This window comes from Streptomyces venezuelae, from assembly GCF_008642315.1.
GTDB lineage: Bacteria > Actinomycetota > Actinomycetes > Streptomycetales > Streptomycetaceae > Streptomyces > Streptomyces venezuelae_D.
Map to the genome: position 1 here is coordinate 12,475 of NZ_CP029192.1, position 20,771 is coordinate 33,245.

Consider the following 20,771-nt stretch of genomic DNA (forward strand, 5'->3'; position numbering starts at 1 on the left):
CCGAGGGCGACACCGGAGTCCAACTCGCCGCGGTCCGTGGGCAGTTCGCCGAGGCGCGGCAACCGCGCGCCGCGCTCTCGGCGGGGGGGGAAGCGGCGCGGCGGGCGCCACTGGGACGCCCCCGACGTCTTTCGGCCCGAGCGCTGGGCCGAGAGCGGCGGCCACGGACCGTACGTGCCCTTCGGCATGGGGCCCTTCAGCTGCGCCGGCGCGGCGGTGGCGCACACGCTCCTCACCGAGTCGCTGACCGCCCTGACCGACCACGCCTTTGTGACCGTCTCCGGTGGTGATGCGCGCGCGGTCATGTCGGAGGGCAACGCTCCGCGGCCGTTCGCTCTGCACCGCACCCCAGACCCCCCGTCCGCCCACCAGACGGGAAGGAGGTGACTGGTCATGGCCGCGACGATGCGACGCATCTTCACCAACAAGCCGGCCCGGCGCTGGTACTGGTACTGAGCGACCGGGGACGTCGGCCCGGGCACCGTCGGTGTCCGGGCCTCGCCCGGTGGCCGGTGTGCCGGATGCGGTGCTTCCGGGGGGCCGTGGGGATGATGTGGCGCGTGACCGATACTTCCCGTCGTAGTCTTCTCGGCGCTCTTGGGGCGCTCACCGTTTCGGCCTCGGTCTCCCCGGCCGCCCTCTCGCCGGCTGCCGCGGCTGCCGGACGTGGCGCCGCCGCGGACCGCGGTGCTGCGTCCGCGCCCGCCGCGCCGCCCGCCGCACCGCCCGCCGCGGCGCCCTTGCCCGGTGCCGCATCAGTGACCGGGCCGCGCTCCTCGATGACCTTCACCGGGACGCCGTACGACACCGCCGCCTTCGCCCGCTCCTGCCTCGGGGAGCTGAGCACGGCGGTGCTGCCGGGTACGCCCGAGCGCACGGAGGTGCGGCACGGGCAGCAGCGCGTCGCCGTGCTGACCAAGGGGGCGCGCACCGTCCTGATGTCCGGGCCCGAGCGGACGTTCACGGAGAACAAGCAGCCCTTCACCGACACCTTCGACCGGCTCGTCCCCGACCCGCGGCTCCCGCCCGCCGAACAGCTCAGGCCCGGCTGGGGCTCCTCCCCCGGCGGCGGGACCTGGAGTGTGTACGGGGGTTCGGCCGGCGACGCCGACTTCGGTGTGCACCACCAGGGCGCGGCGACGATGGTCCTCAAGGACACGGAGGCGGGCCGCTACGCCACGGTGACCGACGACGGGATATCCGACGTCGACGTCACCTGCGAAGCCTCCTTCGACAAGGTGCCCGTGGGCAACGCCTGTTCCTTTGCCCTGCTCTTCGGCTACCGGGGCGGGAGCGCGCACTACCGGGCGCGGCTCTCCTTCACCACACGCGGTGAGGTCGACCTGCGCGTGGAGAAGGTGGCGGACGCCAGGACGGTGGTGCTGGCCGAGGCGGGCCCGCTCGCCACGGGGGTGCGGGCCGGTGACGTGTGGAAGATCCGGGTGCGGCGTACGGGTGCGACGGCGCAGGTCACCGCGTGGCCCGCGGCCGGGGTGGAACCCGCGGAACCCACCGCGGAGGTCCAGGACGGGCAGGCGGGGCTGCGCAGCGGGCGGGTGGGGGTTCGCGGGTTCGCCTCCCCCGGCTGTACGAACCTGCCCCTCACCCTGACCGTCCGGCGCCTGGAGGTGAGCGAGGCCACCTGGCAGACGCCGCCCCTGGTCACCCATCGCGACTGGGTACGGCTGCTGGACGCGCCCTTCGACGGCGCGTGGACGCCGGCCCTCGAGGCCGTGGTGCGCGGCTGGGCCGGTTCCATGGCCCCCGACATGTTCTCGTACGCGATGATGTTCCTGCCCGGCGCCCCGCACCTGCGGGGTGCGGACGCGCGGGTGGGCGGCGCCGAGGTGCTGGGCGAGGCGGGATACGGGGAGCCGGACAGCCAGGGACTGCTGCCCGTCGGCGCGGACTTCCACGACTACATGCAACAGCCGTGGACCTTCCCCGACATGACCCGCAGGCCCGAGGAGAACCAGGGCCGGCACCTGGACTGCTCGGGGTACGTGCGGATGGTCTACGGCTTCCACCTGGGCGTGGACATGGTGGCGGTCAAGGACCCGGCGAAGAAGGCACTGCCGCGCAAGTCCGGTGCGATGGTGGACTTCGCGCCGGGCGTCCGCGTCGCACAGCGGGCGGCGGGCAGTGGCGGCACCGGGGTGGACCTGACGCAGTTGCAGCCGGGCGACCTGGTGCTGTTCGACGCAGGCGACAATGCGGGGGACCCGGCGGATCCCGACGCCTACGACGTCGACCACGTGGGCATCCACCTCGGCCTCGACCGGGCGGGAAAGCGGCGTTTCCTCTCCAGCCGCAAGAGCGTCGACGGGCCGACCATGGCCGATGTCTCGGGCGCATCGACGCTGGAGGGGCCCGGGCTGTACGCGGACGCCCTGCACACCGTCCACCGCCTCTGACATGGCGGCGGGTGCGTCCCGCCGAGTCCGCCGCCCCGGCCCGTGGTGGCGCAGGGCTACGCGGCCAGGCCCCGGTGCCGCACGACCTGGTGGGCGAGGACCGCGATGGGCAGGCTGGTTCTGCGGCTGTGCTCGTGCAGGAGGAACAGGGCCTGCTCCGGGGTGCAGGCGAAGCGCGCGGCGAGGACGCCTTTGGCCTGTTCGGTGACCACAGCGGCGCGCACCGCGCGTTCTGTGGGTGTGCCGTGGCGGTCGGGGGCGGGCGGGACGGCGGCGGGGGGCTGCGCCGCGCGCGCGGCCTGGGTGAACACGCGCATGGACAGTGCGCGCAGCCGCATCTCGACAGCCCGCTGCTGCTTCTGCACGCTCCAGGTCTGCTGGGCGGCGGCTCTGGCGTACTGCTCCATGCGCTGCTGGGTGCGCCGGTCCCGCCACAGGGGGCCGCTGGGAGCTGCCTCGGGAACCGTCATGCCCTCACCCTCTTCCCTGGGGTGTGCCCTGTTGTGTCCCTGGGGTGTGCCCTGTTGTGTGCACCGGGACGGTACAAGCTTTCCGCACCGCCGCCCGCAGCAGAAGCCCCCTGGGATCGAGGCCTCTCACGGGGCGGAACGCGTGGTGAGCAGGTAGGCGGCGGTCAGGGCGACGGCCTGGTCCGTGTCGTGCGACAGCTCCACGAGGGCCTGGGTGGCGCTCGTTCCGGGGATGTCCGCGAGTGCTTGGGTCAGGCGTCCGCGTGCGGGTGGCCCGGTGGCGTGGTGGGCGAGGTGGTCGAGGAGGCGGGTGGTGATCCTCTGGGCCGTCGCGGTGTCCTCGCCCGCGAGCCGGCTCAGGGTGTCGGCCGCGTCGGTGTCGTTGATCCCCGTGACGATCATGTCGATGAGCGTGGGGATCGCTGCGGTCTGCGCGCGTGTTCCCAGCGCCAGGGCCGCCTGCCCGCGGACCTCGGGGTCGGGATCGGCCAGGGCGCGGCGCAGGTGCGCGGTGCTCTCGCCGTCGGGCATCTTGGCCAGGGCCTGGACGGCGCGTCCGCGTACCGCGGGCACGGGTGAGCCAAGACCCTTGGCCAGGAGTGCCGGGGCGTGGTCGGGTGCCTGCGCCAGCGCCCATCGCAGGGTGCCCGCGACGTTCGGCTGCGTTTCGTTCAGCGCTGCCTCGACCAGGGCCTCCACCGGCACGGGGGTGCCGTGGGCGGTGGAGAGGGCCGCGCGCTGGCGGGTGTCGGCGTTGTGCGATCCCAGGGCCTGCAGGAGCGCGACGACCTTCAGGACGTCCTGCCAGTCGGTGGGGTCGGCGGCGTCGATGCGGCGCAGCCGGGTGAGCAGTTCGGTCTCGGTGGCGATGCGGTCCTGTGTCTGGCCGATGAGGTCGCCCACGAGCGCCGAGGGGGTGAAGTCGGGGTCGTCGAGGGCGCGCCCGATGTCGCGGAGCGACAGGCCCAGTGAGCGCAGGCTTTCGATGTGGAAGATCCGCCGGATGTCCTTGGCGCAGTACTCGCGGTAGCCGGAGTCGGTCCGCTGCGAGGGCTGGACCAGGCCGAGGGATTCGTAGTGCCTGAGCATGCGGGCACTGACTCCGGACCGTCTTGCCACCTCACCGATCAGCACGGGCCCTATTGTCCGTCCTGCGGAAAGGCGTCGCCGCCCTGGGCTGTGCCGCCACCCGGGGGCGTGCCGCCGCCCTGGGGCGTGCCGCCGTCCAGCGGAGCGCCGGTGAGGGCCACGGTGCGTCTGGCCTCCTCGATCGCCGGCGTGAATGCGGCGTCCGGGTCGCGCAGCAGCCACTGGGTGGCCAGGGCGTGGGCCCGTACGTCGGGGTCGTGGTTGTGGTCCTCGGCCGCCTTGCGCAGGACCGGTTCGACGACGTCGCCCAGTGCGGCCAGTGCCTGGCTGAGGCTCAGCTGTGTCTCGCGCCCGCCGCGTCCGAGCTGTGCCGCCAGGGCGGCGGCCAGCAAGGGCTCATCACCTTCCGGTACGAGGACGACCGCGGCACGCCAGGCACTGCGGGCGACCTCGTCGTCGGCGTCGCCCAGCAGCTCCGGTGTGACGGCCGGCCAGGCCCGCGGGTCCGCGATCTTGGACAGGGTGTGCAGGGCCTGGCTGCGCGCCTGCGCCCGTTCCGAGCGGACTTCCCGCAGCAGTTCCGGCAGCGTCAGGGACACGGGGTGGCGGGTGAGTGCCCACGTCAGCATGTCGCGGACGAAGAACTCGGGCTCTGTGGCGCTTCGTTCGACGAGTGCGTCGACATAGCGCGCATCGGGGGACGTGCCCGCCGCCAGGGCGGCGCGCAGGCGCAGGGAGGAGTTGGTGCTGCGCAGCGCGTGCAGTGTCTGGAGTACGCGCGTGGGGTCTGGGGTCTGTGTGGTCGTGGTCATCGGCCCGCCTCTCTCTGGCAGGCAGTGAAGACCTTGCCACTGTGTCAAGGTCAAGCGGGGCGGGCCGAAGGCGTGCCCCCGAAAGTCGGACGTCAGGCGGGCAGTTTCGTGTCGATGATGAAGCTGATCTCGATGACCTGGCCGGGGAAGGTCAGTTCACTGACGCCGAAGGCCGTGGCGGCCGGGCGGTGTTCGCCGAAGTAGGCCAGGTTGCCCTCCATCGTCGCCGCGGCGTTGTGCTGCAGGTCCACCGCGTACAGGGTCTGCGAGACGATCTGGTTGCGGGTGGCGCCGTAGTGGCGGAGGACCTTGTCCATGTTGGCGTGGGTCTGCTCGAGCTGGGCGGCGAAGTCACCGGCGTGCAGGAGTTCGCCCGCCTCGCCGAACGCGAGCTGGCCGGAGACGTGGACGAGGTCGCCGGACCTGATCGCCTGTACGTAGCCGAAGTCGCTCTCGGCGGGCACGTCGTGGTTGAAGACGTCGGAGGTGGTCATGGTGCTGGTCCTTCCGGATCGCTCTCTTGTGGTTACCCAGGAACCATAGGAGAGTGTGGGCCGACCCGGAAGAACGCACTTTTTGGTGACAGGGGAACCTCATGGTGACCAAGCAGCAGCTCAAGGGCCTGCCCGAGGACGCCGACCTGCGGCGTGCGGACTCCCTGGCGCGGGAGATCTTCTCCGACGTCGCCAACAAATGGGCGCTCCTGATCATCGAGGCGCTCGGCGAACGCACCCTGCGCTTCAGCGAGTTGCGCGACGAGGTCGAGGGCATCAGCCACAAGATGCTCACGCAGAACCTGCGCATGCTGGAGCGCAACGGCCTGGCCGGGCGGAAGGTGCACCCCACCGTGCCCCCGCGGGTCGAGTACACCCTCACTCCCCCGGGCCGGGACCTGCGCATCGCGGTCGACGCCATCTGCGGCTGGACCCACCGCCACCTCGGCCACATCGAGAACGCGCGCGGCCGTTTCGACGACGCCTGAGCCGATTCGACGTGGCCCGGCCTCGGTTCAAAGGACAACACCCGGGTGGGGCGGGACGGCCGTGTTCCCCCGTGACACGGCCGTCCCACGCTCTGGGGCCGGCCCCCTCGAAGGGGCCGGGGCGGGGCTGCTCGTGGTCCAGCGTGGCGCAGTTCGGTGATGCAGGTCGACGTGTTTTGGGCTAGCCCGAATAACGACATCTTGATCAGGCTCTGCGCATGCCGCTGCGTATCCACTTCACCGCCGCCGATCTGGCCCGGACCCGGCTGGCCGAGGGGCCCCGTCCGGTGCTGGAACTGGACATCGCGGTGCGGCTGCTGCAGGACGGTGCGCATGCGGCGCGGTTCGGGGCCTGGCGGCGGCAGTCGCTGCGGCGGCTGTTCGACCTGATTCCGCCGACGGGCTGGAGCGTCGGCTTCCTGGACCATGCCGGGGCCGCCGGCATCGAGGAGGCGGTGGAGCAGGTGCGGGCCACCCCGGCCGCCCGGATCCGCCGGGACATGCAGGCGTGGGCGGAGCGCGGCCAGGGGCGGGCGGCACCGGCGTGGACGCGGTCGCTGGGCAGTGACCGGCGCCTGCTCGGGGAGCTGGCCGATGCGATGGCGCATGCGCACCGGGAGGTCGTCGCGCCGTATCAGGAGCACATGGATGCGCTCAGCCGTGCGGACCGGGCGCTGCGGGCCCGTCAGGTGGCGCACGGCGGGCTGGACATGCTGCTGTCGGGGCTCAACCCGCGCTGCATCCGGTGGGACGCGCCGGTGCTGGAGCTGACGATGGCGTCCGGGCTCGAGGGGGACATTCATCTCGCGGGCCGCGGGCTGCTGTTGATTCCGTCGGTGTTCGGGGCGGTGTTTCCGGCCGTTGACGAATCCGCCGAGCCTCAGCCGTGGCTGACCTATCCCGTAGGTGTACGTGACACGGACCTTTTTCTGCCGTCCGTGGAGACGGCCCGCGTGCTCAGTACGGTCCCCGATTCCCTGACGGCGCTGCTGGGTCATACGCGGGCCGTGGTGCTGTGGACCATTGCCGAGCATCCGGGCTGTACGACCGGTGAGCTCGCGCGTCGTGCGGGGATCTCGCCGGCGAGCGCGAGTCAGCATGCGACGGTGCTGCGCACCGCGGGTCTCTCGCACACCGTGCGGCACCGCAATACCGCTTTGCACACCGCTACTTACGCAGGGACCCATTTGCTCGGGACCGCGGGGTGAGGGTGGTGCGTGGCTGAATGTGGGGGTGGCCGGGCGGGGTGGTTCGGGGGTGGACTGGGTGGGGGCGGGCGCACGGGGTGCGCAGGGCCCGGCGGGTGGGCGGGTGGCTGGGGTGTGCTGTGGGGCCGGGGGCGGTTCGGGGGGTGTCGGGGCTGGTCTGGGGCGGCTCGGGGGGCCGCGGGGACGGAGGTGGGGGGTGTGGGTGAGATGGCTTGTTGTCGGTCCGCCGCGGTGCTCGCCGGTGGATTCTGTTGCCGGGGGCCTTCTCCGGAAAAAACGGGCATAACGCAATTGCATGAAATCCCGGAGAGTTCTCTGTTCATGGCGGAATCTCATGATACTCTCGCCGCGTTATGCGCTTCGGTCCGGGGGAGGAGAAGCAGCGTGATGATCGGAATGCCAGGGGAGGCCACCCCTGGAGGGGAACTTCCTAAAGATCAATTCTGTCGGCCCGTCGGGCCCGACCACTCGACCGAAGTTTCTGCTTCAATCATCAGGATTCCGATCACCTTGCTCCGTGACGCGGATTCTCCCCGTCTCGCCGGTGTCGACCAGGATCATGTACGCACTCTGGCGGCCTGCACCGATAAACTTCCGCCGATCATCGTGCACCGTTCGACGATGAAGGTCATCGACGGAATGCACCGGCTGCACGTGGCGCGGCTGAACGGCGAGGAAACCATTGAGGTCCGTTACTTCGAGGGATCGAACAGGGAAGCCTTCCTCTTGGCCGTCGAGCTGAACCTGAAGCACGGCCTGGCGCTGGCTCTCTCCGACCGCAAGAAGTCGGCGATGAAGATCCTGGAGAGTTTCCCCGAGTGGTCGGACCGGGCGGTGGCCATGAAGACCGGCCTTTCCGGCAAGACCGTCGGGGTGCTGCGCCGTAAATTCGCGGGACAAATCGCCCAGGCCCCGATGAGAGTCGGACGTGACGGCCGCGTACGGCCGCTGAATTCCCACAAAGAACGCCAGAAGAGTGCGCACATTCTGCCCGCGGAGCCGGATGCCGTCCTGCGGGAGAGCGCCGGGACCGGCGCGCTGCCCGCGCCCACGGCCCGGGAGGCGCAGAAACGGTTGCGCAGCGCGGAGGAGGGAGCCGCGGCCGGCGCGGAGGCCAGGAGCCGGGCGCCGCACGGCCCCGAGGCGGCCCTCCCCCTCGTGGACCCCCTGGCCCAGCTCGAGTCGCTGAAGCGGGACCCCGCCCTGAAGTACAGCAACGACGGCCGGGAGATGATCCGCTGGCTGGAGGCCCGCATCATCCGCAAGAGCGACCCCGGCCTGGTCCTGCAGGCCCCCGCCCACCAGGCGAGGAAGATCGCCGCCCTGGCCCGGGCGTGCGCGGCCCAGTGGAACTGCATCGCCACGCGCATGGAGCTGTTGTGCGACGACTGCTCCAAGGCCTCCAACTGAGGCGCCCGGGCGGTTTTCCCGCCGGGGCGTCGGGGCGTCGGGGCGTCGGGGCGTCCAACTGAGGAAATTCCGCAGTCGGCCCCCGCGTGCCGGGGGCGGGCCGGACGGTGCGGGCGGCATCTCTCCGCGTAGAACGTGTGCCGCGCAAAGAGGTGCTGATGCCGCCGACGGCACCGCGGACGGGCCCGCTCAGCTCGCGTAGCGGTCGAACGTGGAGGAGGGACGGGGCCCCGCGATCACGTCCAGCCGCGGGTCGACCGCGAGAATCGCCTGATGAAGCCGCTGCAACTGCGGCGACGGCTCCACCCCCAGGTCCTCGATCAGCCGGGAGCGCAGCCGCTGGTAGACATCCAGGGCCGAGGCCTGGCGCCCCGAGCGGTACAGCGCCACCATCGCCTGCGAGTGCAGGCCCTCGTGCCGGGGGTGCCGGGCGATCAGGTCGCTCAGCTCGGCGAGGAACTCGCAGTGCCGGCCCAGGCGCAGCTCGGCGTCGATGCGCCGCTCCAGGGTGACCAGGCGGCTCTCCTCCAGGCGGGTGGCCTCGATCTCCAGTACGCAGCCCATGCGCACGTCGACCAGCGCGGACCCGTCCCACAGGTCCAGGGCCCGCCCGAAGAGGGTGGCCGCCGCCCGGTCGTCGCCGCTGTCGAAGGCGCGCTGGCCGCCGGCCACCAGGCGGTCGTACTCGTGGACGTCTACCTGTTCGGGCGGGATCTGCAGGAGATAGCCGCCGTACCGGGTCACCAGGACGTCCTTGGCGCTGCCCGCGGCGTCCGGCCCCATGGCCGTGCCCAGGCGCCGGCGCAGCTGGAGGATGTAGGTCTGCAGGGTCGTCATGGCGCTGGCGGGCAGGTCGACCCCCCAGATCTCCTCCATGAGCGTCGAGATCGGCACGACCCTTCTCGGGTAGAGGGCTAAAAGCGCCAGGATCTGCCGGGGCTTGCTTGCGGTTGGCACAACATTCACACCGTTAACATCGGCACCAAGCGGGCCGAGGACTTTTACCCTCACAGATTCCTCCTAGAATCCGGCGGCTTCGCGTTTGCGAGCCGGCACCGAATCTGATCTGCAGCGCATGTCGCATGGCGGACTTCACAGCCTCTCTCTGCCAACCGATCCGTCGGGTACACCGGCCGCCGGAGCGGCCCCGGATCTGCAGATACTCCACCGCTTTTCAGGTATCCCTCTGATGTCACTTTCGCCGTTGTCCACCGATAACTGATGGGCCAGCGGAATTGTGTCGACTCATTGCCGGGTGCGGCAAGTGCTTCCCTGGGCGCCCCGACAGGTCCGCCGGGGGCGAAGCGGAGGTAATACCTCCGCCGCCCTTCCGTACATGAGGTCTCCCCTGCCGCGCGCACTTGTAATAAGGTCTGCCCGATTGTGATCTGTCACGCTGCGCCGGACGGGACCGTGTCCGGCACGGCGCCATGTCCGCATTCACGCATTCCTCCGGCCGTGGACCTTCCGGCGGAGTTCTGATAAACGCGCGAGAGCGGTGCGTGCGGACCGGGACGCGCAATGCGGCTGCTTCCTTGCCGGTCCTTGCCGGTCCTTCCCGCTTCCTTGCCCTCTTCCTTGCCGGTTCCCTTCCCCGGCAGCCTGTCGGGAGATCCGCGGGCGGCCGCGGACTCCGCCGGGACGCGAGTCCTGGTTGAGCCCGCCTCCTGACCTCGTGGGGAGTGTGGGTGCGCACCGCCCGGCGGCGGTTGCCCTCTCAGGCCGGTATGCCCTCCGCGACAAGGAGCACGCGACCATGCCCCAAGGACCCCTGGCTCAGCACACCGAGGTGTGCCTGGTCGGCGCCGGCCCGCGCGGGTTCTCCGTGCTCGAGCGGATCTGCGCGCAGGAACGCAAGTCCCCGCTGTGGGACCGGGTGAGCGTGCACGTCGTCGATCCCGCACCGCCCGGCGCGGGCCGGGTGTGGCGGCCCGCGCAGTCGCCGCACCTGCTGATGAACACCGTCGCCTCGCAGGTCACCGTCTACACCGACGACAGCGTCAGCATCCGCGGCCCGCTGGAGGAGGGACCCAGCCTCTACGAGTGGGCCAGAGCCCTTGGCCGGGGCGCCCTGGCGCCCGGCCCCGCCACCCCGTGCGGCGCCGGCGTGCTGGACCAGGCGCGGGCGCTGGGCCCGGACAGCTACCCCACCCGCGCCCTGTACGGGCGGTATCTGGCCTGGGCGTTCGCGCAGGTCGTGGCGGACGCGCCGGCGCATGTGGACATCCGCGTGCACCGGGTGCGGGCGGTGTCCCTCACCGATGAGGACACCGCCCCTGCCGGCAGGGCGGGGGCGCAGACGGTGGTGCTGGAGGACGGCACGCGGCTTTCGGGGCTGTCCGCGGTGGTGCTCGCCCAGGGGCACCTGCCCGTGCGGCCGGGTGAACACGAGGCCGCGCTGGCCGACTTCGCCGCCCGGCACGATCTGCTGTACGTCGCGCCGGCCAACCCCGCCGACGTGGACCTCTCCCCCCTCGCGCCGGGCCAGGACGTGCTGCTGCGCGGTCTCGGCCTGAACTTCTTCGACTACATGTCGCTGCTCACCCAGGGCAGGGGCGGCCGCTTCGAGCGGGTCGGCAGACGGCTGGTCTACCGGCCATCGGGGCGCGAGCCGCGGCTGCACGCCGGGTCGCGGCGCGGCATCCCGTACCACTCCCGCGGCGACAACGAGAAAGGCGCGCACGGCCGTTACCGGCCGCGACTGCTGACCGCCGGGCACGTCGCGGCGCTGCGCGCGCCGGGCCGCGGCCCGCTGTGCTTTCGCCGCGACCTGTGGCCGCTGATCTCCAAAGAGGTGCAGTGCGTGTACTACGAGGCGCTGCTGGCCGGCCGCGACCAGGCGCCCGCGGCGGTGGCCCGTTTCGCGGCGGCCTTCCTGGCCGCGGCGCCGGGGCCGGCCGAGGAGGAGGTGCTGGCGGCCGCCGGGATCGGCCGGGAGGCGCGCTGGGACTGGGAGGCGCTCGCCCGCCCCTACGGCTCCCGGGTCTTCACCGACGCGGCGCAGTTCCGGTCCTGGCTGCGCGGCCACCTCGAACAGGACGTGGCGCAGGCGCGGCGCGGCAATGTGCGCGGGCCGCTGAAGGCCGCGCTGGACGTACTGCGCGACCTGCGCAACGAGATCCGGCTGGCCGTGGACCACGGCGGTCTTTCGGGCGCCTCGCACCGCGGCGAGCTGGAGGGCTGGTACACGCCGCTCAACGCCTATCTGTCCATCGGGCCGCCCGCCGGGCGGGTGGAGGAGATGCTCGCGCTGATGGAGGCCGGGGTGCTCGATGTGTCCCTGCCCGGCATCCGCGTCACCGCCGCCGAGGGCGGTGGCGGCGGCGCGGGGGCGGGGACGGGGGCCGGGTTCGTGGGGACCTCGGCGCTGGTGCCCGGCGTGCGGGTGCGGGCCGGTGTGCTGATCGAGGCGCGGCTGCCCGAGATTGACCTGCGCCGCACGGACGACCCGCTGATGCGCGGGCTCCTCGCCGCGGGGCAGTGCCGCCCCTACCGCGTCGAGGAGTACGAGACGGGCGGCCTCGCCGTGACTCGCACCTTCCAGCTGCTGGACGCCCAGGGGGCGGCGCACCGGCGGCGCTTCGCCTACGGGGTGCCCACGGAGTCGGTGCACTGGGTGACGGCCGCCGGCATCCGGCCCGGCGTCGGGTCGGTGACGCTGGAGGACTCCGACGCCATCGCGGGGGCGGTGCTGGCCCTGCCCGCCCCGGCCCGCGCGGCGGCGGGCCCCGGGCTTGGCGAGGACAGGGTCAAAGCAGCCGGAGGCGAAGGGGTGCAGCCGTGAGGACACAACGCAGCGGCGGCCCGGAGGCGGCCGCTCCCCCGGCGCAGCCGGACGCGGGGCTGCTGTCGCCGGTGCGGGCGGGCACCGCCGTCGAGGCCGCGGTCGGCGACGAGGCCTGGCTGCAGGCGATGCTCGACGCGGAGGCGGCGCTGGCCCGGGCGCAGGCGCGCACGGGCACGGTGCCCGCCGCGGCCGCCGAGGCGATCACCGCCGCCGCCCGGGCCGAGCACTTCGATGTGCGCGCCCTGGCGCTGGCCGCCCGCTCGACGGCCAATCCGGTGGTCGGCCTGGTGGCCGCGCTGACCCGGCAGGTCGCCCGCCGGGCGCCGGAGGCGGCCGAGTACGTGCACCGCGGCTCCACCAGCCAGGACGTCTTCGACACCGGCGCGATGCTGGTGGCCGCGCGTGCCCTGCGGCTGATCGTCGCGGACCTGCGCGAGACGGCCGCGTCGCTGGCCGAACTGGCGGGCGCCCACCGCGACACGGTGATGGCCGGGCGGACCCTGGCCCTGCACGCCGTGCCCACCACGTTCGGACTCAAGGCGGCCGGCTGGCGCCACCTGGTGCTGGAGTCCGTCGCACGCCTGGAACGGGTCGCCGAGGAGTCGCTGGTCATCTCCCTGGGCGGAGCGGCCGGCACGCTGGCCGGCTACCTGCAGTACGCCCAACAGGCCCCGCAGCGGGCGGACCGGGCTCCGGAGGACGCGGGCCGGGTCCCAGAGGGCGAGGGCCGGGTCCCGGAGCACACGGGCCAAACCCCGGAGCGCGCGGACCAGAGCCCCAAGCACGCGGACCAGGTCCCGAAGGAAGCGGGCCGGGCCCCCGAGCACACGGGCCAAACCGCCGAACACGCGGACCAGACCCCGAAGCACGCGGACCGGGCCCCTGGCGACGACGGCGCCCGCAGCGACGGGGACGTGCTGGACGCGTTGGTCGGGGCGTTTGCCGTGGAGACGGGGCTGGGGCGGCCGGTGTTGCCCTGGCACGCCCTGCGCACCCCGGTCGCCGACCTGGGGGCCGCGCTGGCGCATACCGCGGGTGCCCTGGGCAAGATGGCGGCGGACGTGCAGGTCCTGGCCCGTACCGAGATCGGCGAGGTCGCCGAGCCAGCCCCCGACGGGCGCGGCGCGTCCTCGGCGATGCCCCACAAGGCCAATCCCGTCCTGGCCACCCTGATCCGCTCGGCCGCCGTCCAGGTGCCCGCGCTCGGTGCGGTCCTCGCGCAGTGCCTGCCCACCGAGGACGAGCGTTCGGCGGGGCTGTGGCATGCCGAGTGGCAGCCGCTGCGCGAGTGCCTGCGGCTGACCGGGGGCGCCGCCCGTGCGGCCGCCGAGCTGGCCGCCGGGCTGGTGGTGCATCCCCAGCGGATGCGCGCCAACCTTGATATGACGGCCGGTCAGGTCGTCTCCGAGCGGCTGGCGGCCCACCTGGCGCCCCTGCTGGGCAGGAGCGTGGCCAAGCAGCTGCTGTCCCGCGCCTCGCAGCAGGTGCGGGAGACCGGGCGGCCGCTGGGCCGGGTCCTGGCCGAACTGCCCGCCCTTGCCGGGGTGGTGAGCCAGGAGGAGCTGGCGCGGCTGCTCGATCCGCGGCACTACACCGGGGCCGCGGGGCCGCTGGTGGACCGTGCGCTGCGGGGATGAAACCCGCTCGCCCCTGCCTTCCCCGCTCTTCCCTTCTCTCCCTGTTTCCTTCTCTCCCTGTTCTCTTCTGTCTTCTCTCGCACCGTCGCTTTCGTCCGCAACCGTCCAGCACTCAGCCGGAGGAATGTCATGCCGCCACTGCCGCCCGCCCGTGTCGTCCGCGCCGTCGAAAGCGTGCGCGCCGCGCTGCAGAGCCTGACGCGCAAGCTCGCACCCCCGCCGTTCGCGCTGCTCGAACTCGTCCAGGGCGCCATGGTCAGCCAGGCGATCTACGTCGCCGCCGAACTGCGCATCGCCGAGACCCTCCAGGACGGGCCGCTGGCCCCGGAGCAGATCGCCGAGCGCGCCGGGGCGGACGCCGACTCGCTGCACCGCCTGCTGCGCCTCCTTGCGACCTACGGCATCTTCACCGAGCACAAGGACGGGCGGTTCGCGCTGACGGCGATGGCACGGGCCCTGATCAAGGACGCCCCGATGTCGATGTACGGGATAGCCCGGCTGATGGGCCACCCCATCCACTGGGAGGACTGGGGGCACCTGGTCGACGCGGTGCGCACCGGTGAGCCGAGCCTGCCCAAGCTGCGCGGCATGGGCGCCTTCGAGTACCTGGAGGCCAACGCCGAGTACGGGGCGATCTTCACCGACGGGATGGGGGCGATGTCGGGCACGGAGACCGAACCGCTGCTGGCCGCCTACGACTTCGCCCGCTACGCCACCGTGGTCGACTTCTGCGGCGGGCGCGGCGATCTGCTGGCCGGGGTGCTGAAGAAGACGCCCGCCGCGCGCGGGATCCTCTCCGACCCCCGGGTGGGCACCAACGGCGCCGCCGGCTTCCTGGCCGAGCAGGGGGTGTCGCAGCGGTGCACGATCGCCGACGGCGGGCTGTTCGACGCGGTGCCGGCCGGCGGGGACGCGTACATCCTCAAGCACATCCTGCACGACTGGCCCGAGCCGCAGGCCCTGGAGATCCTGCGCAACGTCCGCAAGGCGATGAACCCCGGCGGGCGCCTGCTGGTGATGGAGATGGTCGTGCCCGACAAGGTCAACGGACCGCACTCGGGCAAGCTCGTCGACCTGTGGCTGATGCTGCTGGTGGGCGGCAAGGAACGCACCCGCGCCCAGTACGCCGACCTGCTGGGCAAGGCGGGGTTCCAGCTGGAGCGGGTGGTGCAGACCCCGGCGGCGATCTCGATCGTCGAGGCGAGCGCCCGCTGAGCCGACCCGCCCGGTGCCCGCTCCGGCGCCGCACCCCCGCCCCGGCCGTCACGGCCGGGGGAGAAAGAGGGGGGTGCGGCGCCGGAGCCTTTTGTCAGGTGCCCTGTTTGTGCTGCTGCTTGCGGGTGGCGCGCAGGGGGACCTCGCGGACCAGGAGCGCGGCCAGCAGGGCCAGGCCCGCCGCCAGCGACGCCAGCACGAACGCGCCCCGCACGCCCTGGGCGACGGCACCGCGGTAGAACGCGCGCACCCCGGCGTCCAGGCGGTTCATGCTCTCGGCGTCCAGACGGGTCCGGTGCAGGGCGGTGCCGTGGGTGTGGCCGCTCATCACCTCGCGTACACGGTGGTTGAACAAGGTGCCCATGACGGCGACGCCGACCGACTGGCCCAGCGTGCGGAAGAGCGTCATCGCGGCGGAGGCGACGCCCACCTCGTGGGCGCCGACGCTGTTCTGGGCGACGGTCATCACGTTCTGCCCCAAGAAGCCCATGCCGGCCCCCAGCAGGGCCATGAACAGCGCGGCGGACAGGCGTGAGGTGGTGGTGCCCACGTGCGAGAGCAGCAGGGTGCCGGTGAGCATCGCGGCCGACCCGGTGACCTGGAGGATCTTGTAGCGGCCGGTGCGGGCCACGGTGCGCCCCGACAGCTGGGAGGCCAGGACCAGGGCGCCCAGCATCGGCAGCAGCAGCAGGCCCGAGCCGGTCGCGGAGACGCCGTGCACGGCCTGCTGGTAGAGCGGCAGGTAGAGGACTGCGCCGAACATCACGAAGCCGTTGGTGAAGCTGAGCGCGGCCATCAGGGAGAAGTTGAGGTCGCCGAACAGGTGCGGGGGCAGCACCGGTTCCAGGGCCCGGGACTGGGCGTGGACGAAGCCGGCCAGCGCCGCGGCGGACAGCACGCACAGCGTCACGATCGTCGCCGAGGTCCAGGCGTGTTCGACGCCGCCCCAGGTGACCACCAGCACGAAGGAGACGATGCACACGACCAGCAGCAGCGCGCCCACGTAGTCGATGTGGGCCTTCCTGCGCCGGCCGGTCACCCGCACCAGGCGGGCGATCAGGGCCAGTGAGAGCAGGCCGACGGGCAGGTTGACCCAGAACGCCCAGCGCCAGCCGACCGAGTCGGTGATGGAGCCGCCGATCAGCGGGCCCACGGTCATGGAGAACACCATGACGCTGGTGATCATGCCCTGGTAGCGGCCGCGTTCGCGCGGCGGGATCAGTTCGCCGATGACCGCCATGACACCGACCGCGAGGCCTCCCCCGCCCAGTCCCTGCACGGTGCGCGCGGCGATCAGCTCGGGCATGTCCTGGGCGAGCCCGCACAGCAGCGACCCGGTCAGGAACACCGACATCGCCACCACGAGCCACCGCTTGCGCCCGTACATGTCGCCGAGCTTGCCCCAGACGGGAATGGAGGCGGCGGCGGCCAGCGTGTAGGAGGTCACCGCCCAGGACAGGTAGGCGGTGCCGCCCAGTTCGCCGGCGATGGTGGGCATCGAGGTGGCCACGATGGTGGTGCCCAGCGAGGAGGGCAGCATGGCAAGGAGCAGGGGTATCAGCGCCAGGCGTACGCTGCGCGGGCCCCGCTCACGCCGTGCTGCCGGGGCCTGGTCCGTCGGGGCGTCCACGGGCTCCTCCTTCTGGCCGGTGCGCCTCATCGGATGTGCATCGTGGCCATCATGCCCCGCACACCGTGCTCGAACATGTGGCAGTGGTAGAGGTATCGGCCGCGGTAGCTGTCGAAGAGGGCCTGGAGGCGGACGGTTTCGCCGGGGGCGAGGTGGATGGTGTCCTTCAGGCCGCTCTCCCCCGGCTCGGGGGGCCGCCCGGCGCGTTCCAGGACGCGGAACTGCACCAGGTGCAGGTGGAAGTTGTGCTCGGCGCGGGCGTTGGCATTGGTGACCGTCCAGACCTCGCTGGTGCGGAACTTGATCTGGGCGTCGACGCGTTGGGGGTCGTACTCCTTCTCGTCGATGTAGGCGCCGGGGTGTTCGCCGCCCTCGTCCATGCGCAGCACCACCGTCCGTTCCGTGTCGGGGCGGGGCAGGGGCGGCAGGGTGCGCAGCCGGGCGGGTATGCGGCTGGGGTCGTGGGCGGTGCGCACCACGTCGAAGCGGAGTATCTCGCCGATCTCGTCGGCGGGTCCGGTGCCGGTGGTGTTCTTCAGGACGACGCTGGTGCCCACCGGGTAGCGGGAGAAGTCCACGACGACGTCGGCGCGTTCGCCCGCGGACAGGGCGATGCGGTCGGTGGTGTGGGGGGCGGTGAGCAGGCCGCCGTCGGAGCCGATCTGGGTGAGCGGGCTGCCGTCGGCCAGACGCAGTTCGAAGCGGCGCTGGTTGGAGGCGTTGAGCAGGCGCAGCCGGTACTTGCGGGCGGCGACCTGGAAGTAGGGGTAGGGCACGCCGTTGGCGAGCAGGGTGTTGCGGGCCCGGTCGCCCATCGCGTAGGCGAGTTGGCCGGCTGCGTCGAAGCGGGCGTCGCGCAGGGCGATGACGACTTCGTAGCGTCCCCGGGGCAGGGGCAGGGCGCGTTCGGTGGCGTCGGTGAGCAGGTAGGAGCCGGACAGGCCGCGGTAGGCGTTCTCCGCCTCGAGGTGGTGGGCGTGGTCGTGGAACCACAGCGGGGCGTGCGGCTGGCGGTTGGGGTAGTGGTAGAGGCGGTCCGTGCCGGGTTCGATGACGTCCATGGGGTCGCCGTCGCTGTCGGGGGGCACCTCGGCGCCGTGCAGGTGGACGGCGGTGGGCACGGTGAGGCGGTTGCGCTGGCGGACGATGACGGGGCGGTGGGTGCGGGCGCGGATGACGGGGCCGGGGAAGTGGCCGTCGTAGGTGAGGACGTCGGTGGGCGGGCCGGGCAGGATCTGGGCGCGGGCGGGCTTCATGGTCATCACGTACACGTCGGATGTCGCGGTGCGGCCCGTGGGCCGTTTCTCGGCCAGCAGGGGCATCGGGCGCCGGAACTTCTCCACCGCCTGGGCCTTGGCGGCGGCCGGGGTGCCGGTGGTGGGGCGGGCGCGGGCGGCGAGCAGCGGGGTGAGGCCGGCGCCGGTGAGGGCCGCCCCGCCGGCGGCGAGCGTGACGCTCAGGGCACTGCGTCGGGTGATCATGGTCTCTCCAGGGCTGGTCGGCGCCGCTGGCGGCGGGAAGGAGGGGGCGGTGGGCGGCGGGCCGGGGGTCAGCCGGTGCCGAGTTTGAAGCCCACGCCGCGTACGGTGACGACCCAGCCGTTGCCGCCGAGTTTTCCGCGCAGGCTGCTGACGTGGGTGTCGATGGTGCGGCGCGACCAGGAGTCGCCCCACACCTGCTGCAGGAGCTGTTTGCGCGGGATGACCGTGTCGGGCTGGGCGGCCAGCAGGCACAGCAGGTCGAATTCCTTGCGGGTCAGGGCGACGTTCTGGTCGTCGACGGTGACCTGGCGGGAGTCGACGTCGATGCGCAGCCGGCCCAGGTCCATCTCGCGGGCCGCGGCGGGCTGCCAGCGGGTGCGGCGCATCACCGCTTCGATACGGGCGATGAGTTCGCGCAGTCCGTAGGGCTTGGTGACGTAGTCGTCGGCGCCCGCGTGCAGGCCAAGGACGCAGTCCAGTTCGGAGCGGCGGGCGGTGACGATGATGATGGGGACGCGGCTGACCTCGCGGATCGCGCGGCACACCTGGAGGCCGTCCAGGTCGGGCAGGTCGAGGTCGAGGAGGACCAGTTCGACGTCCTGGTAGGCGTGCAGGGCCGCGCTGCCGTGCCGCACGCCGACCGGGTCGTGGCCGTGGCGGCGCAGCTGGGCGGTGAGGGAGCCGGCCAGGGCCGCGTCGCCGTCGACCACCAGGATGCGCTGGCCGGTGGGGGCGCGGGCCGGCGTGGGGGTGCCCGGCTCGGTGGGGCGGGCGGTCTCGGGCACGGCGGCGACGGGCTCCAGCAGTGCCGGTGACGGTATGTGGCTCATGCCTCCCCCGTGGGGTGTGCGGTGCCCGGGCGGGCCGGTGGCGCAGGTGTGGTCCGCCCGGTGCTCCGGGTCCGCCTAGGGTTTTGGGGCCGGCGGGCCCTGCAGGGGCTGTCCGGGGTTCAGGACCCAGGCCGACTCGTGCCGGGTGAAGCCCACGCGCGGGTAGTAGCCGGTGGCGGCGGGCGCCGACAGGAGCACCACCTTGGCGTCGGGGGCCTGGCGGCGGGTCTCCTCCATCAGGGCCAGGCCCACCCCCGAGCGCTGGTGGCGGCGGATCACGGCGATGTCGGAGAGGTAGGTGACGTAGGAGAAGTCGGAGATGCTGCGGGCGATGCCGATCAGCGTGCCGTCCGCCTCGCGGGCGACGACGACGAGGTTGGCCTCGCGCACCATCGCCGCCATCCGCTCGCGGTCCTGGACCGGGCGGCGCTCGCCCAGGCCGGAGGCGTGGTAGACGGCCAGGACCTCGTCCAGGTCGAGGTCTGCTCCGTGGGCGCGTTCAGTCTTCCAGCTCATCGAGCTTCTCCAATCGCCGCCGTATGACGTCGTGGTGGACGAGGAAACGCTCGGGCCGCAGCTCTTCGCGCAGCTCGACGCCCTCGGTGGCCAGGGTGTCCTTGAAGGGGGTGTGGGTGGCCGCCGTCCGGTTGGCGGCGGCCTGCGCGCGGCGGTAGGCGCGCTCGCGTTCGGTGCCCTCGCCCAGCAGGTCGACCAGGACGGCCGAACTGTAGATGAGTCCGTGGGCGCGCTCCAGTGCGGCGCGCATCACCTCGGGGCGCACGGTGAGGTGGGCCAGGAGCTCTTCGGCCTTGGTGGCCTGGAAGTGGGCCACGGCCAGGCTGTCGGGCAGGATGACCCGCTCGACGGACTGGTGGGCCAGGTCCCGCTCGTGCCACAGCGCGACGTCCTCCAGGGCGGTGGTGGCGTAGCCGCGCAGCAGGCGGGCCAGGCCGCACAGCCGTTCGCTGGTGGTGGGGTTGCGTTTGTGGGGCATGGCGCTGGAGCCCTGGTAGGCCGGGGCGCGCTGTTCTTCGACCTCGGCGACCTCGGTGCGCTGCAGCAGCCGCATCTCCAGGGCGATCTGTTCGACGCAGGCGCCCAGCGCGGCGACGGCCTGCACCAGTTGGGCGTGCCGGTCGCGGGCGACGACCTGGCTGGGCGCGGGTTCGATGCCAAGGCCCAGCGACTGGCACACGTACTGTTCGACGTAGGGGTCGATGAGGGCGTAGGTGCCCACCGAGCCGGAGACGGTGCCGACGGCGACGGCTTCGCGGGCGGCGGCCAGGCGGGTCAGGGAGCGGTCGACGGCGAAGGCGTAGCCGGCGAGTTTGTGGCCGAAGGTGGTCGGCTCGGCGTGGATGCCGTGGGTGCGGCCCACCATCAGGGTGTCGAAGTGTTCCCGGGCCCGGGCCACCAGGGTGCGGCGCAGGCGGCGGGCGGCGGCGGTGAGCAGGTCGGTGGCCCGGGCCAGGGTGTGGCCCAGGGCGGTGTCGACCAGGTCGTAGCTGGTCATGCCCAGATGGACCCAGCGGGCGGAGGATTCGGGGATGTTCTCGCAGTAGGCGGCGAGGAAGGAGAGGACTTCGTGGTCGCGGTCCTTCTCGATCTCGGCGATGCGGTGGGCGAGCGGCACCGGGGCGCGGCGCATGTCGTGCACGGTGTCCTTGGGGACGCGTCCCAGGCGTACCTGTGCCTCGGTGGCGAGGATCTCCACGCGGACCCAGGTGGCGTAGCGGTTCTGGTCGCTGAAGAGTTCCGCCATCTCGGGCAGGGTGTATCGGGCGATCATGCAACGGCCCCTGTTCT

The 20,771-nt window shown here is 72.5% G+C and carries 18 protein-coding genes; 8 read left to right on the forward strand and 10 right to left on the reverse strand.

Annotated features, from left to right (window positions below; genetic code table 11):
• Window positions 1–36: 36 nt before the first annotated feature.
• Together DEJ48_RS00075 and DEJ48_RS00080 are read left to right on the forward strand one after the other, a co-directional pair.
• The gene (locus DEJ48_RS00075; protein WP_223831809.1) at window positions 37–387 is read left to right on the forward strand and encodes a cytochrome P450; all 351 of its coding nucleotides are present in this window, start codon (window positions 37–39) and stop codon (window positions 385–387) included.
• Between the two features lie 164 nt (window positions 388–551).
• A complete protein-coding gene (locus tag DEJ48_RS00080; protein WP_223832405.1) occupies window positions 552–2,414 on the forward strand; it encodes a C40 family peptidase in 1,863 nt (620 codons plus the stop codon).
• 56 nt (window positions 2,415–2,470) lie between these two features.
• Here the strand turns inward: DEJ48_RS00080 and DEJ48_RS00085 are convergent, their stop codons facing one another.
• The 4 genes from DEJ48_RS00085 to DEJ48_RS00100 all read right to left on the reverse strand — a co-directional run bounded on the left by DEJ48_RS00085 (window position 2,471) and on the right by DEJ48_RS00100 (window position 5,279).
• Window positions 2,471–2,884, reverse strand: a complete 414-nt coding sequence (locus tag DEJ48_RS00085) for an ANTAR domain-containing protein (RefSeq protein WP_150213248.1) — start codon at window positions 2,882–2,884, stop codon at window positions 2,471–2,473.
• Between the two features lie 126 nt (window positions 2,885–3,010).
• Complete coding sequence (locus DEJ48_RS00090) at window positions 3,011–4,018, reverse strand: HEAT repeat domain-containing protein (RefSeq protein WP_150213250.1); 1,008 nt, start codon at window positions 4,016–4,018, stop codon at window positions 3,011–3,013.
• Between the two features lie 5 nt (window positions 4,019–4,023).
• Window positions 4,024–4,785, reverse strand: coding sequence for a HEAT repeat domain-containing protein (locus DEJ48_RS00095; RefSeq protein ID WP_223831810.1), 762 nt, complete (start codon window positions 4,783–4,785; stop codon window positions 4,024–4,026).
• Window positions 4,786–4,877: 92 nt separating this feature from the next.
• Window positions 4,878–5,279, reverse strand: a complete 402-nt coding sequence (locus tag DEJ48_RS00100) for a RidA family protein (RefSeq protein ID WP_150213251.1) — start codon at window positions 5,277–5,279, stop codon at window positions 4,878–4,880.
• A gap of 101 nt (window positions 5,280–5,380) precedes the next feature.
• Here DEJ48_RS00100 and DEJ48_RS00105 point away from each other — a divergent pair, with 101 nt between their 5' ends.
• From DEJ48_RS00105 to DEJ48_RS00115, 3 genes are all read left to right on the forward strand, one after another.
• Window positions 5,381–5,767: a winged helix-turn-helix transcriptional regulator gene (locus DEJ48_RS00105; RefSeq protein ID WP_150213253.1), complete on the forward strand. Its 387-nt coding sequence runs from the start codon at window positions 5,381–5,383 to the stop codon at window positions 5,765–5,767.
• A 218-nt stretch (window positions 5,768–5,985) separates the two neighbouring features.
• Entirely contained in the window at window positions 5,986–6,975 is a 990-nt protein-coding gene (locus DEJ48_RS00110) for a winged helix-turn-helix domain-containing protein (RefSeq protein ID WP_150213255.1), read from the forward strand.
• A gap of 396 nt (window positions 6,976–7,371) precedes the next feature.
• The gene (locus DEJ48_RS00115) at window positions 7,372–8,385 is read left to right on the forward strand and encodes a ParB/RepB/Spo0J family partition protein (RefSeq protein ID WP_223832406.1); all 1,014 of its coding nucleotides are present in this window, start codon (window positions 7,372–7,374) and stop codon (window positions 8,383–8,385) included.
• Between the two features lie 189 nt (window positions 8,386–8,574).
• On the opposite strand, the gene DEJ48_RS00120 is transcribed toward DEJ48_RS00115, so the two are convergent.
• On the reverse strand, window positions 8,575–9,396 hold the full coding sequence (locus DEJ48_RS00120; RefSeq protein ID WP_150213259.1) for an AfsR/SARP family transcriptional regulator: 822 nt from the start codon (window positions 9,394–9,396) through the stop codon (window positions 8,575–8,577).
• A 745-nt stretch (window positions 9,397–10,141) separates the two neighbouring features.
• Between DEJ48_RS00120 and DEJ48_RS00125 the strand changes: the two genes are divergently transcribed.
• The 3 genes from DEJ48_RS00125 to DEJ48_RS00135 all read left to right on the forward strand — a co-directional run bounded on the left by DEJ48_RS00125 (window position 10,142) and on the right by DEJ48_RS00135 (window position 15,024).
• Complete coding sequence (locus DEJ48_RS00125) at window positions 10,142–12,169, forward strand: FAD/NAD(P)-binding protein (RefSeq protein ID WP_150213261.1); 2,028 nt, start codon at window positions 10,142–10,144, stop codon at window positions 12,167–12,169.
• Entirely contained in the window at window positions 12,166–13,809 is a 1,644-nt protein-coding gene (locus DEJ48_RS00130; RefSeq protein WP_150213263.1) for a lyase family protein, read from the forward strand. The genes DEJ48_RS00125 and DEJ48_RS00130 overlap by 4 nt, the downstream gene beginning before the upstream one ends.
• 129 nt (window positions 13,810–13,938) lie before the next feature.
• Window positions 13,939–15,024 carry a methyltransferase gene (locus tag DEJ48_RS00135; protein WP_150213265.1) on the forward strand — a complete coding sequence of 362 codons (1,086 nt, stop codon included), beginning with the start codon at window positions 13,939–13,941 and terminating at the stop codon, window positions 15,022–15,024.
• Window positions 15,025–15,118: 94 nt separating this feature from the next.
• On the opposite strand, the gene DEJ48_RS00140 is transcribed toward DEJ48_RS00135, so the two are convergent.
• From DEJ48_RS00140 to purB, 5 genes are all read right to left on the reverse strand, one after another.
• A complete protein-coding gene (locus DEJ48_RS00140) occupies window positions 15,119–16,654 on the reverse strand; it encodes an MDR family MFS transporter (RefSeq protein WP_223831811.1) in 1,536 nt (511 codons plus the stop codon).
• 26 nt (window positions 16,655–16,680) lie between these two features.
• A complete protein-coding gene (locus DEJ48_RS00145) occupies window positions 16,681–18,135 on the reverse strand; it encodes a multicopper oxidase family protein (RefSeq protein ID WP_150213268.1) in 1,455 nt (484 codons plus the stop codon).
• 68 nt (window positions 18,136–18,203) lie between these two features.
• A complete protein-coding gene (locus DEJ48_RS00150; protein WP_150213270.1) occupies window positions 18,204–18,965 on the reverse strand; it encodes a response regulator transcription factor in 762 nt (253 codons plus the stop codon).
• Between the two features lie 75 nt (window positions 18,966–19,040).
• Complete coding sequence (locus tag DEJ48_RS00155) at window positions 19,041–19,481, reverse strand: GNAT family N-acetyltransferase (RefSeq protein ID WP_150213272.1); 441 nt, start codon at window positions 19,479–19,481, stop codon at window positions 19,041–19,043.
• Window positions 19,465–20,754 (reverse strand): adenylosuccinate lyase, encoded by a 1,290-nt coding sequence (purB, locus tag DEJ48_RS00160; RefSeq protein ID WP_150213274.1) that lies wholly within the window; start codon window positions 20,752–20,754, stop codon window positions 19,465–19,467. The genes DEJ48_RS00155 and purB overlap by 17 nt, the downstream gene beginning before the upstream one ends.
• Window positions 20,755–20,771: the final 17 nt, after the last annotated feature.

Bases quoted from the DNA above. Each gene is read 5' to 3' on its own strand.
- DEJ48_RS00105 (WP_150213253.1), top strand. From the start codon at position 5,381: ATGGTGACCAAGCAGCAGCTCAAGGGCCTGCCCGAGGACGCCGACCTG.
- DEJ48_RS00095 (WP_223831810.1), bottom strand. From the start codon at position 4,785: ATGACCACGACCACACAGACCCCAGACCCCACGCGCGTACTCCAGACA.
- DEJ48_RS00115 (WP_223832406.1), top strand. From the start codon at position 7,372: ATGCCAGGGGAGGCCACCCCTGGAGGGGAACTTCCTAAAGATCAATTC.
- purB (WP_150213274.1), bottom strand. From the start codon at position 20,754: ATGATCGCCCGATACACCCTGCCCGAGATGGCGGAACTCTTCAGCGAC.
- DEJ48_RS00080 (WP_223832405.1), top strand. From the start codon at position 552: ATGTGGCGCGTGACCGATACTTCCCGTCGTAGTCTTCTCGGCGCTCTT.
- DEJ48_RS00110 (WP_150213255.1), top strand. From the start codon at position 5,986: ATGCCGCTGCGTATCCACTTCACCGCCGCCGATCTGGCCCGGACCCGG.
- DEJ48_RS00150 (WP_150213270.1), bottom strand. From the start codon at position 18,965: ATGAGCCACATACCGTCACCGGCACTGCTGGAGCCCGTCGCCGCCGTG.
- DEJ48_RS00100 (WP_150213251.1), bottom strand. From the start codon at position 5,279: ATGACCACCTCCGACGTCTTCAACCACGACGTGCCCGCCGAGAGCGAC.
- DEJ48_RS00125 (WP_150213261.1), top strand. From the start codon at position 10,142: ATGCCCCAAGGACCCCTGGCTCAGCACACCGAGGTGTGCCTGGTCGGC.
- DEJ48_RS00145 (WP_150213268.1), bottom strand. From the start codon at position 18,135: ATGATCACCCGACGCAGTGCCCTGAGCGTCACGCTCGCCGCCGGCGGG.
- DEJ48_RS00135 (WP_150213265.1), top strand. From the start codon at position 13,939: ATGCCGCCACTGCCGCCCGCCCGTGTCGTCCGCGCCGTCGAAAGCGTG.
- DEJ48_RS00085 (WP_150213248.1), bottom strand. From the start codon at position 2,884: ATGACGGTTCCCGAGGCAGCTCCCAGCGGCCCCCTGTGGCGGGACCGG.
- DEJ48_RS00155 (WP_150213272.1), bottom strand. From the start codon at position 19,481: ATGAGCTGGAAGACTGAACGCGCCCACGGAGCAGACCTCGACCTGGAC.